Origin of the sequence: Halobacteriovorax sp. (assembly GCF_048381875.1) — a bacterium.
Lineage (GTDB): Bacteria > Bdellovibrionota > Bacteriovoracia > Bacteriovoracales > Bacteriovoracaceae > Halobacteriovorax_A > Halobacteriovorax_A vibrionivorans.
The window spans coordinates 765,364-778,923 of sequence record NZ_JBLXBP010000003.1 but is presented as its reverse complement, the minus strand read 5'-3'; the positions used below and the strand labels follow the sequence as shown (position 1 = coordinate 778,923).

Here is a 13,560-nt window from a genome sequence, read left to right as displayed (position 1 = left end):
GTTAAATTATGAAGGCCCTTATTGTTGAAGATGAAAACTCGATTGCTAAACTAATTGGTGTAAACTTAAAGAGCCTAGGTATCGATTACGACATCGCACCAACAGGAAATAGCGCCATTGCCTGTATCGATTCAAATAACTATGAAATCTTTATTCTCGATCGAATGCTACCGGATCTAACTGGTGTTGAAATTTGTCGCTACATCAGAGGCCCAAAAGCTCTAACAACGGCCGGGATTCTTTTTGTAACAGCTTTAACATCAAGCGAATCCATCATTGAAGGACTTGATGCTGGGGCCGATGACTATATCACGAAACCTTTTGATATTGGCGTTCTTAAGGCCCGTGTCACAAGTCTAAGAAGAAGAATTGAAGCTATCACAAAAGAAGACGCACAGCACAGCAGTAAGATTTTTCAACATATGGGAATTACTGTCGACACTGAAAGCGTGACAACAAAAGTTGATGAAAAGCTCGTTAAGTTAACAGTTTCGGAGTTTAAAATCCTCTGTGTACTCATATCAAGTCCGGGGAAAGTGTTTACAAGAAAGCAAATTGTCGATTTAATAAAGGGTGAAAATATATATGTAACAGATCGAACTGTTGACACACATGTTTTTGCCTTACGAAAGAAACTCGGTGAGAAATCTAAAGTTATTGAAACAGTTCGAGGAATTGGCTATCGAGTAAAAAGTGAAGAATAACTTTTTTAATTTTCTTAAAATAAAATTCCTAAACGATATCATCTTCTATCAAACGATACTTTTTTGTATCTCTCTACTCGTTATGGGCGTTGTCTTTATTGGAAATTTTAAAGATAACTTTATTCATTCAATAATTGAACAAGAACTCAGCTTATTCAAAAAAAATAATATATCAAAAATGTGTGAGTATAAATCTCCTCGCTCACAATTTTATATACTCAATGCAAATAGAACAATTCGTTGTGGTGAAACTAACTTTAAGATCAATGAGTTCAAAGGACTAAATCCAGGATCTTATAGAAGTGAAGAAGATCATATCTTTTATCACGAAACAATTACTTCAAAAGAAAAGGTCTATACTCTCTTTATAAAAATAAAATCAGATGCCTTGAAGTTAATGTCAAAAAGAGTATTTTCTAAACTCTTCTTGGCCATGGGCATACTTGGCTTCCTTTTTCTGGCAGGACAATTCTTTCTTTTCAAGCACTATTTTTCACCTCTATATAGTTTATTCAAACTATTTAGAATGAAGAATAAAATCGACACAAGCGATAGCCGCGACTACTGGGACTATATTGAATCAAAATCACAAAAGAACTTTAATAAACGAAGAGAATTAAAATTAGAGATCTTTAATACAAAACAATACTACTCTGTCATCTTAAACTCAATTGATGACCCCGTTGTCGCAACAGATAATAAAGGAATAATTGTTTTTTCAAATGACTCTTTTCGCAAGACCTTCTCTTCATTTAATGGAAAGTATCGCGGAGTAGAAATTATTAACATTATTCGAGACTATGACTTTATCAATCTCATTAGAAAGAGTGGTTATAACGCCCACTTAATTCACAACTCTCAAGTAGAATTAAAAAGTGTCGAAGGTAGTAATCACGTCTATCAACTCAAAACAAGCAATATCAAATCAAAAAAGAAAAACTATGAACTTTTCTTTTACTTTAGCGATATTACAAAGCTTCAAGATGTAAATAATATGAGAAGAGACTTCTTTGAAAATGTCTCACATGAAATTAAAACTCCCCTTACTTCTATAAAGGGATACTCTCAAACTTTACAATCAATTAATGAAGATAAAGATCAAGCCGAGATCTTGGATATCATCTCTCAGAACGTTGATCGCCTAGACGAGTTAATTAATGGTATTTTATCTCTTTCAAAAATTGAAAACGAAGGAAAGATCGAAGTCGAAGAAATTAATATCCCAGAGTTTATTAATGCACTAATAAATGATTACCAATTAAAACTCAATGAAAAAGATATTTCGATTCAAATTAATGAAGATAATCTTAAAACCTTAAATACAGATAAGAGACTACTCTATCACTGTATTTCAAATTTAATTACAAATGCCATTAAGTACTCTCTTGAAAAAACACAAATAACTATCAATTATTCTTCAAATAAAGATGGATCATATATTAGTGTTCAAGATCAAGGGGTTGGTATTCCAAATGATAAGATCGCTCGTATATTTGAGCGCTTTTATCGTGTCGATAGCTCTCGTAGCATAAATACTGGTGGAACGGGACTTGGACTTGCTATCACAAAGCATTCAGCACAAAAGATGGGTGCAATCATTGACGTTGAAAGTCAGCTTAATGAAGGAACGAAGTTTACAATCTTCTTTCCAAATAAAGTCATTGAATCTTAATCAATTTCAAACTTAATTGGTGCCTTCATAAGTTTTTCTAAAACCTCTTCAACATTAGCATCATTATAAAGGACTTCATAAAGCCCTTTAAAAATACGAGCTCGTATATCGTACTTCTCAGCTAGAAGAAAAGCAGCTTTCGTCGTCTTATAACCTTCAACAACAGTACGCTGAGAATTAATGATCTCAAGTGGCTTACGCCCTTTTGCAATCTCTAATCCAAAGGTCTTATTTCTTGAGAGGCCACCAGTAGTCGTTAAAATTAAATCCCCCATTCCACTTAGCCCATAGAATGTTTCAGGACGTGCATTAAAGACTTTTCCAAAGCGAAGCATCTCCACAATTCCACGTGTAATCATGGCCGCACGAGTATTGTGGTTATAGCCTAGACCTTCAACAATACCACCAGCAATAGCAAGAACGTTCTTAAGTGCTCCTCCTAAGAGAACACCTTTAATGTCATAGCTAGGAAGTGCTTTAAAATATGGAGTATCAAGCTTTGTTGCGATATCCATTAGAACTTTCTTAGATCGTCCAGCAATTGTGACTAGAGTAATCTGTTTTTCCATTATTTCTTTTGCGAAACTTGGGCCAGATAAGAAAGTAATATAGTCACGATATTGTGGGAAGAAATCATTAAAGAGGTCATCACTTAACTCAAGAGTTTCTGGATCAATCCCTTTAGATAAACTAATAATAGGAATTTCTCTTTTAAGATAGCCTTCAAAGCGATCGAGATTTTCGCTAAAGAAGGTACGAATTCCGTGAGTCGGAAGACCTGATACAACAAGTTCTAGATCATCCTCAAAATTCGTATCAAACTCATCCCACTCGATGATGGCCTTGATATTATCATCAAGTTTAATACCAGGAAGGTAGACTGAGTTTTCACGATCATCATTGATATTTTGATAAACATCTTCTGATCGAACTTTTAAAATTACATGTTCAAATTTATTGGCAAGGATTGAAGCAATTGATGTTCCAAAAGCACCCGCGCCAACAACTAGTGCTGTCTTATAAATTTTTGTCATAGAGACATTATACCATGAAGGCGAGAAACTCTTTCATAAATTGTTAACACTTCATCTGCACTATTGCATTTGACGTTGAAAGTAAAAGAAATATACTTACCTGTTTTAGACGGTCTTTCATGGTGTGGCTCTGCGCCAACGGCCATAATTAATTCATCTCGGTTGCTATCATTTCCGATAAATTTAAAATTATATTCTGCAGGCCAATCGTATTGATCATTTAATAGGCCTTTTAACTTCTCCATATCCATTATATCAACTCCTACTTTGGCCAGCTCGATTTAAAATCAATTGGTTTGTCATCGAAGTCTAAAACCTCGGGAACAATTCCATGTACGTAGCGAAAAATATCAATCATCTCTCTAGCGGCACCATGACCACCCTCTCTCTGAGTCACATAATCACAAAACATTTGGATTTCATGTGAGGCATGAGGTGTTGTAGCGGCAAAACCAGCGGCTTTTAAAAGTGGTACATCAAAGAATTCATCACCCATAAAGAGAACTTCATGAGGTTCAAAGCCAAGATCTAAGACTTTCTTAAAAGCAACTCGCTTATCTTCATCACCTAAAAAAGCAAAGTCTAGTTTTAGATTATTTACAAAGCGCTCTTGCACACCTTTTGATGCTCCTCCAGAGATAACACCAACTTTAAAACCTGCTCTCATAAGAAGCTTTAGCGCATATCCATCAGAAGTATGAGATGAGCGATTAAAGCCCATTTCATCATCTTGATACCAAACATGCCCTGGCGTTAGGACACCATCAATATCAAATGCTAATACTTTGATATCTTTTAATTTGTCTTTAAATTCTTGTGCTTTTGTAAATAAATCCATTAATTATTCCGTTACTGCTTTTCTTATTTTTAATAGTCTCTCAATTATGGCCCCGGCCTTATCAAGAGGAAGGCTCGTTGCTGCATCAGACTTTGCTTCATTTGGGTTAGGGTGAACTTCCATAAAGATTCCATCAGCACCAGCGGCAACAGCTGCTTGAGCGAGAGTTAAAATCTGTTCACGTTTTCCACCTGTTGCCGTCCCTAATCCACCTGGTCTTTGTACACAGTGAGTGGCATCGTGAATAGCACGAACACCAAATGACTTCATAATTTGAAAACTTGCCATATCAACAACAAGATTATTGTAGCCAAATGACGTCCCTCTTTCAGTAAGAAGGATCTTATCTTTTGAAAGAAATTCTTCAGCTTTTGTAACAATATTTCCCGTTTCTTCAGGAGAAAGGAATTGGCCTTTCTTGATCTTAAGTTGAGCATCATGCTTTTTACACGCTTGAGCTCCTGCAAGAATCATATCTGTTTGACGACATAGGAATGCTGGGATTTGAATTGTATCCACAACACTTGCCACAGCATCTGCTTGATCCGCTGTATGGAAGTCAGTAATCAATTGAACTCCATATTCTTTTTTAACTTTTTCAAGAATCAGAAGACCTTTTTCAAGACCTGGTCCTCTAAAAGAGCTAATTGAAGAACGATTGGCCTTATCAAAACTTCCCTTATAAGAGAAGTTCACTTGATCCATTACTGGCTTAAGCATCTCTAATAAGCTTCCGCAAACGTCCATACACATTTGTTCAGACTCGATTACACAAGTCCCCATAAATAAATCAAACTTCTTATTTTCCATACTTATCTGCCTCTTTTATAAATTCACTAAAAATTGGATGGGCCGCATATGGCCTCGATTTAAACTCAGGGTGATACTGACAAGCAATGAAGAAAGGGTGATCCTTAATTTCAATTGTCTCAACAAGATCAAGCTCTGGATTTCGGCCACTAATAATAAGGCCATTCTCTTTTAATTTTTCAACGTAGAAGTTATTAACTTCTAGACGGTGACGGTGTCTTTCTTTAATATTCTTTTGTCCGTAAATTTCTTTAGTACGGCTTCCATCAAGTAGTTCACAATCGTAACTTCCAAGGCGCATACTTCCACCTTTTGCTCCGTCACGAGTTTGTCCTTCCATATAATGAACAAGGTGGTCACCACCTGTATTAAACTCTTCTGAAGTTGCTTCAGTTAATCCACAAATATTTCTCGCGTATTCAATGATTGCTAATTGCATCCCTAAACAGATACCAAAGAAAGGCATCTTATTTTCACGAGCATATTTTATGGCCGCAATCTTTCCTTCAGTTCCTCTTTGTCCGAATCCACCAGGAACAAGAACACCTTGAACATCAGAAAGAAGTTTATCGGCACCTTTCTTTTCAATTTCTTCTGAATCAACATAAACAGGAACAAGCTTTAATTGATGAGCAAGAGCTCCGTGCTTAAGTGCTTCATCAAGAGACTTATAAGATTCAACTAGTTCAGTATATTTTCCAACAATACCAATCTTTACTTCTCTTAACGGATTATTAAAGTTGTAAACAACCTTTTCAAGGTCAGCAACTTTTGGTGATGATGACCAAATCCCTAAGATTTGAGTGATCTTTTCATCTAAACCTTGAGCGTGGAAATTTAGAGGAACTTTATAAATAGAATCAAGATCTAATGATTGAAAAACATTCTCTTTAGGAACATTACAGAAAAGAGAAATCTTATCCATAATTGACTCTTCAATTTCTCGATCACTTCGACAAATAATCACATGTGGGAATAAACCTTGCGATCTCAATTCTTTAACAGAGTGTTGAGCAGGCTTTGACTTTAACTCTCCCGCTGCATCTAGGTATGGGATTAGAACAAGGTGAACAAAGAGAACATTCTCTTGCCCAACATCATGAGCAAATTGTCTAATTGACTCAACATATGGAAGAGATTCAATATCACCAATTGTTCCACCGATTTCACCAATTAAAATATCGGCATCATCAGCGGCCAAATGAATTCGGCGCTTAATCTCATCAGTAACATGAGGGACGACCTGAACCGTTTTCCCCAGATACTTCCCTTCTCTTTCCTGTTCAATAACTTTTAAATAGACTTGACCAGTTGTGAAGTTTGACTGCTTTGAAAGAGTTAATGAAGTAAATCTCTCATAGTGGCCAAGGTCGAGGTCAGTTTCAGCACCATCATCAGTGACAAAGACTTCACCATGTTGAGTTGGACTCATTGTTCCCGGATCAACATTAATATAAGGATCCATCTTTAGCATATTGATACGAATCCCACGTCTTTCTAAGAGTGATGCAATTGAAGCTGCAGCTAAACCTTTCCCTAGGGAACTAGCAACTCCACCTGTAATAAAAATATACTTCTTTTGGCTATTGGCCATTAATTACTCCCTCCACAAATGGAATATCTTCTGGAGTATCAACTCCACATAATGTCATATCTGTTATGGCCGCCCCAATAGTATGCCCATTATCTAGTAGGCGTAATTGTTCAAGGCATTCAATTCTTTCGTTTGTTGACTCACCTAGAGAACAAAAGCTCTTTAAAACTTCTGGTCTGAATGAATAAATCCCAATATGCAGATACCAATTTAGGCCTGCTTGTTTTTGACGATTAAAAGGATGAGGACTACGAGTAAAGTAGTGGCAAATATTCTTCTCTTTTGAGAAGACGGCCTTCACTTTATTTGGATTCAAATAATCTTCGTGATCGTTATCAATGGACATCTCTTTGATCACAGTTGCCACATCAAAGTTTTGTCCGTGATGAATCTCTATCAAGTTCTTTAAGAGGTCTGCTTTAATAAGCGGCTCATCACCTTGTACATTAATGACAAAATCAAATTTTTCATCTTTAAAAAAGCGCTCATAAGCGAGATAGATTCTCTCACTTCCGGAAGGAACATCATCGTCTACTCGAACAACATTACGTCCGCTTTCTTTTAACATTTTTTCGATATCATCATTATCCGTTACGACACAAACCTTAGAACCTGGAAATACATCTGCAATTGGAGCACATCCATCGTATACATGAGAGACCATGGCCTTACCATTGATCTGTGCAAGTGGTTTTCCGGGGAAGCGAGTCGAGGCGAATCTTGATGGTATTAATACCAAAGCTTTTAAGTTCATTATTTACCTTTTTGACAGTAAATATTATCAAAACTTAAGGGCCGTTGCAAAGTGTGATATTATAAATCTATGAAATACTTCAAGTTTGCGCAAGACGCCATTCTTCCCTTCATTTTATTGAGTTCCATGATTTTTGTTGCCAATACAATGGCCCAAAGTGTTTCAGAATCTATTATTACTGATCCATCAATTTCGAGAAGATGTGACGACCTAATGCAACAAAGACAGGATAAGGTTCAACATCGCCAAAGATTACTCTTTCTCTTGGATCGCAACAAGAATCTACTTAAGGATGCACCAGATAATAAAGTTTCCATTGCAAAGAAGCTGCGTGCCAATCAATATAAAGTCATTCAAGAATTAAAGATCACCAATCTGAAAGTCATTAAACTTGAAGAACAAATCGTTCGTCGTGGCTGCCCTGGCCTGACACTCTAAATAACCTTAAAATTTGCCATCTCGAGTCATGCAAGACATAATTTTCATGCACACATTATAAAGTTTTATTTATATTTGAGAGGGATTTCTTATATGACACGTTCTTTAGGCATTATTATCGCCTTTTGCTTGCTCTATACCAATAATTTACATGCTATAGATGATGAACAATCTCCAGAGATTTTCATTCAAGAGGCAAATGACTCAACCACAACACAAACCTATCGCCCACTCGATTTCGGAACAGTCATTGAGCAAGGGATGAGAAAATACCAGGCCAATATTATTCGACGTAAGAATATTGAGATCTCAAAGAATAAGTTGAAAGATGTAAAAGAATCTTTTTGGACACCAAATCCAAAAATTACTCTTCAGCTAAACCCACAACGAATTGGAACTCTTAAGACAGGAAGTGAAAGCGCAAGTCGCATAACCAAAGATGCAAGTGGTGCCCTGGCCTTAGAATTGGGAGAATACACTCTATTTAACTGGGGAAAGGATTACTTAAACTTTAAAAATGAAAAAGAATCACTTGAAAGAGAGATACAAAGAGACAAGGAAGATCTACGTGAATTCAAACAGGAGCTTGTTCGCCAATATGTTGAACTCATTCACGCAAAAGACTTGAAGGTCATAACTCGTCAGTACCTACAAAGTGCAACGCTTGTGTATCGTCTTAACCGTGAGAAAGTCCTGCAAAAGAAGATCACAAAACACGAATACTACCAAGCACGCTCTGAATACTTAAGGGCCCAAGAGCATTACACAAGAGCAAAAACTAACGAAGCAATTCAAAATGAAAATATGGCAAAGCTGTTAGACGATGCTCCTGGAACTCTCTACCTCATAAAAGATGATTATGAGTATTCAAAAACGACTTATAGTCGCGAGAATGCCATGGCAACGGCCAGAAAGTTTTCTCCTTTTATTCTCGATCGCCAAGTGGATTCAAATATAAAAGCAAGAGAATATGAAATCGCTTTAAGAGATAATCTTCCCCTACCAAAGATTTCAGTAAATTTTGGAACTTATGCTCACGGTTTCAGTGGTTCAAATGTCGGGACAGACTACTATACAAGCTCTGCCGGTGATTCAAATATTGATCTTGTTGCTAGCTTAAACGCGAGTTGGACCTTATTTGGTGATGGTGGACTATTTAACCGTAGAAAAGTTGCCAATGCCAGACTAGAAAAAGAGAAGGCCGTATATAACTTAAGCCTTACAAGAAGAAAGGTTGAAGAGGCCATCGTTAATATCTTCAATTTTCTAAACTCAACAGTAGAGCAATTAGAGATTATAAAAAGCCGTAATGATTCTCTTAAAAAGAGAATGGATACAGCACTAAATCAATATTCAAAAAGAAAGACTCGTTTTCTGGAATACCAAATGGCCATGGAAGATTACTATGAATCACTAAATCGTGAGTCTATTCTTAAGTATCAATATCTTGTTAAAAGAATTGAACTTGCACAGATCATCGGAGTTGAAAACCTACCGGACCAAACATTTGATAAGGCCATCGTTAAAGGTGGAGGTCGATAATGAAAAAACTACTAATTATTTTATCTTCATTTCTTTTATCTAATACGCCCTTTGCTCAAGGACTTTCACAATTTTCAGACATAAAGATTGTTGAAGAGGACTATGGATATGAATTAGAATCCTATAATGCAAAAGATGATAACTTTTCACTAGAAGTTAGCTTTGGTGCTATTACTAATATGAGTGAATTCTCTAGCACAAATACAATTAGTGGAACCCTTACTTTTTATTCATCAGATCTATCCTACACCCTATATGGAGCCCTCAACACACTAGACGTGGCAGCGGTGACTTCTTTTGATAATATTGATGCAAGTTTAAGTACCTACTCTATTGGTGCAGGCTTAAGCCGTCGATCAATTCTTATAAATGACTTCATCAATATTAACTCTATTTACGATGAGATTCAGACTAATATCACTTATAATTTAGCTGATAGTGAAGCGTTTGGTGTTGATCTAGCAGGGCTTGGTTTTAACGCAGGATATGGATTAATCTGGCGAGCATCTGGAGGAGTCCACTTCTCTCTTCGCTTCATTTATAACTTAATGGCACTTAAGAGTTCAGATGACACAACACCAGTTGAAACAACTGCAAGCTGGGTTAGCGCACAAGCAGGACTTGGTTTTATATTTTAGGGAATAAATATGATTGAAAGATATAACAAAGCAGAAATTAGTGAAATTTGGACAGACCAATTTAAATTTGAGAAATTCCTTGAAGTTGAAAAGGCCCTTGTCGTCGCACTTGAAGAAGCAGGACTAATTGAAAATAAATTCTCTAATAAACTCAATACTGTTTCTGTCAGTCCAGAGAGAATCAAAGAAATAGAAAAAGAAACACGCCATGACGTTATTGCTTTTTGTACTTCAATCACAGAACAACTAGAAACCAATGAAGGAAAGTTTTTTCACTACGGTGTGACTTCTTCAGACGTAATCGATACAGCACTAACTCTTCAAATAAAAGAAACTCTAGAACGTACTTTTCCAATTTTTGAAAAGCTTCTTAAGTCTCTTGAAGACAAGTCCCTAGAGCATCAAGATACAATATGCATTGGCCGCTCACATGGGATTTTTGCTGAGCCAATGAGCTTTGGGCAAAAATTAAGAGGTCACTACTGTGAATTTAAGAGAAGATTCAATGACCTTAAAGACTTCTACAATAATGAGCTTACTGGTCAAATTTCAGGAGCAGTTGGAAATTACACGATCATTACTCCTGAAATTGAAAAGCGTGTTCTATCGCAACTTGATCTTCAAGTAGAATCTGTATCAACACAGGTTATCCCAAGGGATCGACATGCAAAATTGACATCTATTATCTCACTATTTGGTTGCGCCCTAGAAAGACTTTGTATTGAAATTCGCCATCTTCAACACTCTGATGTTGCAGAAGTTTTTGAAGGCTTTAAAAAAGGACAGAAAGGATCTTCCACAATGCCACACAAAAAGAACCCAATCTCTAGTGAAAACCTAACAGGAATGGCCAGAATGCTTCGCTCTTATCAGCAAATTGCCATGGATAATACTCTCTTATGGCACGAAAGAGATATTAGCCATTCAAGCTCAGAAAGATTTTATTTACCAGATATGTTTGGAATACTCTTCTACTCTATAGAGAGAATGACTAGTACAATTGAAGATCTTGTTGTGGATAAAGAGGCCATGCTTTCAAAAGTAACTGCAAACTTCAAACACCTATCAAGCTTTGTACTTCATAAGTTAATTGAGGTCTCAAATAATACTCGTGAGGATCTTTACCGCGTAGTTCAGAGTGCTTCGTTTGAAAGCAAAGACCGAAATGGTTTCTTTGAGTACCTAGAAAAGAACTTAGATGATAAGTCCGACAAAGAGCTTATTAAAAGTCTAGCAGGACTAAATGATCTAGAAATCTATGGTGCTCACACGAAAGAAGTTTTCCAGCGCTGTTAAACTGTAAACTCAGTAAACGGATGTGGTAGCAGTTCTTTAAAAAGAACTTCTTTAGTGATGCCTTTTAGGTTTCCAAGATAAATTGGAAAGTCAGGGCCAACAAACTCAGACAATACCTGAAGACAAAAAGCACATGGAACCGCAGGCTCTTCTTGGTCGGTTACAACGACAATATATTCGAATTTTTTCTTGCCGTGATTGGCAACACTTGAAAGGATGCTTCCTCTTTCAGCACAAATTGTTCCACCATAACTTGCATTCTCAACATTACAGCCAGGTATACATTGATCAACGCCTTCAATTTTTAAGGCCGAGCCAACTTGAAATTTTGAATATGGAGCATGAGCTTGACTTCTTGCCTTTAGGGCAACATCGTAAGCTTCTTTAAATTTTTCTGTAAGTTCTTCATTAATTTTCATAGTTTCATTATAAACGAAAAAAGAAAGAGCACAATATTTGAGCGAATTTATTTAGTCCACATTGAATAATCGGTAAAACTCAATAGATAATTACTTTAAACAATGCATCAAGTAATATATGATTTAGCCTTATATCATTTAGAACAGGAAGAGAGATGTCAGCTGATAAAATCAAGCATAGTGAAGATGTAAGTGCTTCACTGAAGAACAAATTTGTTCAATTAATTGTAAAGAAACCAGAAAACCTCAAAAACGACTTCCTTTCAGGATTAACTGTTGCCTTAGCACTAGTTCCTGAAGCGATTGCCTTTGCCTTTGTTGCAGGTGTGCATCCAAAAGTAGGTCTTTACGCAGCTTTCATGATGGGATTACTCGCTTCGATTTTTGGAGGTAGACCAGGAATGATCACAGGTGCAACAGGAGCAGTTGCAGTTATCTTTGCACCACTAGTGTATAAAGTAATGGAAATGAGTAAGTCACAAGGTATGACGTTTGATGCGGCCATGGATAATGCGCTAAACTACCTTTTTGCTGCCGTTATTTTAATGGGATTGATTCAAATCATTTGTGGGATATTAAAACTTGGTAAGTTCATTCGCCTTGTACCACATCCTGTTATGTTGGGTTTTGTAAATGGTCTAGCGATTATTATCTTTAAGGCGCAATTTAGTCAGTTTACAATGGGAGGAGAACTTCTACCATCACCTCAACTAATGACAATGTGTGGCCTAATAGCCCTTACAATGGGAGTAAGCGTATTCTTACCAAAATTAACAAAGGCCATACCTGCCACATTAGCAGGTATCGTTCTCTCAACAGTCATTGGCTACTTTATAAATGAAGCAAATCCAGGACTAGTAAGAACAGTTCTCGACTTTGTTCAAGATCAAGATAAATCAATTACAACGATTGCAGCAGGTCTTCCATCTTTTAGAATTCCATATGTACCATTCACAATGGATGCTTTTACTTTCATTCTTCCATATGCTGTTCTTGCGGCCGCAGTTGGTTTAATTGAGTCCCTTATGACTCTTCAACTTGTTGATGAACTAACTGATACTCGAGGAAAAGGAAATCGTGAATGTATTGGTCAAGGAATTGGAAACTTCGTTAATGGATTCTTTGGCGGAATGGGTGGTTGTGCCATGATTGGACAATCAATGATTAATATTCGCGGTGGTGGACGAGGTCGATTCTCAGGAATCACAGCAGCTATTCTTCTCCTACTATTTGTACTCTTTGGCGCCCCTCTAATTGAGATGATTCCACTTGGTGCACTTGTTGGTGTTATGTTTATGGTTGTTATTGGAACATTTGAGTGGTCAAGCTTAAGACTCTTTAAAAAGATTCCGATGTCAGACCTATTTGTTATTATCCTCGTTTCAGTTGTAACGATTCTAACTGACTTAGCAGTGGCGGTTGCTGTTGGTATTATTGTTTCAGCTTTAGTTTTTGCATGGGAACACGGAAAAACAATGCATGCAAAAAGAGAAGATAAAAAAGAAGGAACATTCTATGAATTAGAAGGCCCATTATTCTTCGGTTCAGTAACTTCTTTTAAAGACCTTTTTGAATTTAAAGAAGATAAAGAACACGTTTATATCGACTTTGATAACTCAAAAGTTTGGGATCATTCAGGAATTGAGGCCCTACAAAATATCACTGAGCGTTACGAGCAAGTTGGAAAAAAACTTCATTTACTTAACTTAAGTAAAGACTGCCAATTGCTATTAGACAAAGCATCAAATATCGTGGAATTATCAGTAATTGATGATTTATCGACACATATTGCTGATGATCGACTAGATGACTAAGAATTTA

14 protein-coding genes are annotated in these 13,560 nt (G+C 36.6%); 7 read left to right on the top strand and 7 right to left on the bottom strand.

The window, feature by feature from the left end:
* Positions 1–8 precede the first annotated feature (8 nt).
* Entirely contained in the window at positions 9–704 is a 696-nt protein-coding gene (locus tag ACN5L8_RS12225; RefSeq protein WP_419173147.1) for a response regulator transcription factor, read from the top strand.
* Positions 694–2,376: a sensor histidine kinase gene (locus ACN5L8_RS12220; RefSeq protein WP_419173146.1), complete on the top strand. Its 1,683-nt coding sequence runs from the start codon at positions 694–696 to the stop codon at positions 2,374–2,376. Before ACN5L8_RS12225 ends, ACN5L8_RS12220 begins: the two co-directional genes overlap by 11 nt.
* Here ACN5L8_RS12220 and ACN5L8_RS12215 read toward each other — a convergent pair.
* Genes ACN5L8_RS12215 through kdsB form a run of 6 tightly spaced genes read right to left on the bottom strand, consistent with a single transcriptional unit; the run spans position 2,373 to position 7,406 of the window.
* Complete coding sequence (locus ACN5L8_RS12215; RefSeq protein WP_419173145.1) at positions 2,373–3,410, bottom strand: NAD(P)H-dependent glycerol-3-phosphate dehydrogenase; 1,038 nt, start codon at positions 3,408–3,410, stop codon at positions 2,373–2,375. The genes ACN5L8_RS12220 and ACN5L8_RS12215 overlap by 4 nt on opposite strands.
* Positions 3,407–3,661: a DUF493 family protein gene (locus tag ACN5L8_RS12210; protein WP_114705179.1), complete on the bottom strand. Its 255-nt coding sequence runs from the start codon at positions 3,659–3,661 to the stop codon at positions 3,407–3,409. The genes ACN5L8_RS12215 and ACN5L8_RS12210 overlap by 4 nt, the downstream gene beginning before the upstream one ends.
* Positions 3,662–3,672: 11 nt before the next feature.
* Positions 3,673–4,248, bottom strand: a complete 576-nt coding sequence (locus tag ACN5L8_RS12205; protein ID WP_334678251.1) for a KdsC family phosphatase — start codon at positions 4,246–4,248, stop codon at positions 3,673–3,675.
* Between the two features lie 3 nt (positions 4,249–4,251).
* On the bottom strand, positions 4,252–5,058 hold the full coding sequence (kdsA, locus tag ACN5L8_RS12200; RefSeq protein ID WP_419173144.1) for a 3-deoxy-8-phosphooctulonate synthase: 807 nt from the start codon (positions 5,056–5,058) through the stop codon (positions 4,252–4,254).
* Entirely contained in the window at positions 5,048–6,652 is a 1,605-nt protein-coding gene (locus ACN5L8_RS12195) for a CTP synthase (protein ID WP_419173143.1), read from the bottom strand. Before ACN5L8_RS12195 ends, kdsA begins: the two co-directional genes overlap by 11 nt.
* Positions 6,642–7,406, bottom strand: coding sequence for a 3-deoxy-manno-octulosonate cytidylyltransferase (gene kdsB, locus ACN5L8_RS12190; protein ID WP_114705183.1), 765 nt, complete (start codon positions 7,404–7,406; stop codon positions 6,642–6,644). The genes ACN5L8_RS12195 and kdsB overlap by 11 nt, the downstream gene beginning before the upstream one ends.
* Positions 7,407–7,475: 69 nt before the next feature.
* On the opposite strand from kdsB, the gene ACN5L8_RS12185 reads away from it, so the two are divergent.
* From ACN5L8_RS12185 to purB, 4 genes are all read left to right on the top strand, one after another.
* The gene (locus ACN5L8_RS12185; protein WP_133296839.1) at positions 7,476–7,844 is read left to right on the top strand and encodes a hypothetical protein; all 369 of its coding nucleotides are present in this window, start codon (positions 7,476–7,478) and stop codon (positions 7,842–7,844) included.
* 93 nt (positions 7,845–7,937) lie between these two features.
* Positions 7,938–9,386, top strand: coding sequence for a TolC family protein (locus tag ACN5L8_RS12180; protein ID WP_419173142.1), 1,449 nt, complete (start codon positions 7,938–7,940; stop codon positions 9,384–9,386).
* Positions 9,386–10,024, top strand: coding sequence for a hypothetical protein (locus ACN5L8_RS12175; RefSeq protein WP_334678249.1), 639 nt, complete (start codon positions 9,386–9,388; stop codon positions 10,022–10,024). Before ACN5L8_RS12180 ends, ACN5L8_RS12175 begins: the two co-directional genes overlap by 1 nt.
* Positions 10,025–10,033: 9 nt before the next feature.
* Complete coding sequence (purB, locus tag ACN5L8_RS12170; protein ID WP_120405150.1) at positions 10,034–11,320, top strand: adenylosuccinate lyase; 1,287 nt, start codon at positions 10,034–10,036, stop codon at positions 11,318–11,320.
* On the opposite strand, the gene cdd is transcribed toward purB, so the two are convergent.
* Entirely contained in the window at positions 11,317–11,739 is a 423-nt protein-coding gene (gene cdd, locus ACN5L8_RS12165) for a cytidine deaminase (RefSeq protein WP_114705188.1), read from the bottom strand. The genes purB and cdd overlap by 4 nt on opposite strands.
* Before the next feature lie 155 nt (positions 11,740–11,894).
* On the opposite strand from cdd, the gene ACN5L8_RS12160 reads away from it, so the two are divergent.
* Positions 11,895–13,553, top strand: coding sequence for a SulP family inorganic anion transporter (locus tag ACN5L8_RS12160; RefSeq protein WP_419173141.1), 1,659 nt, complete (start codon positions 11,895–11,897; stop codon positions 13,551–13,553).
* Positions 13,554–13,560 lie beyond the last annotated feature (7 nt).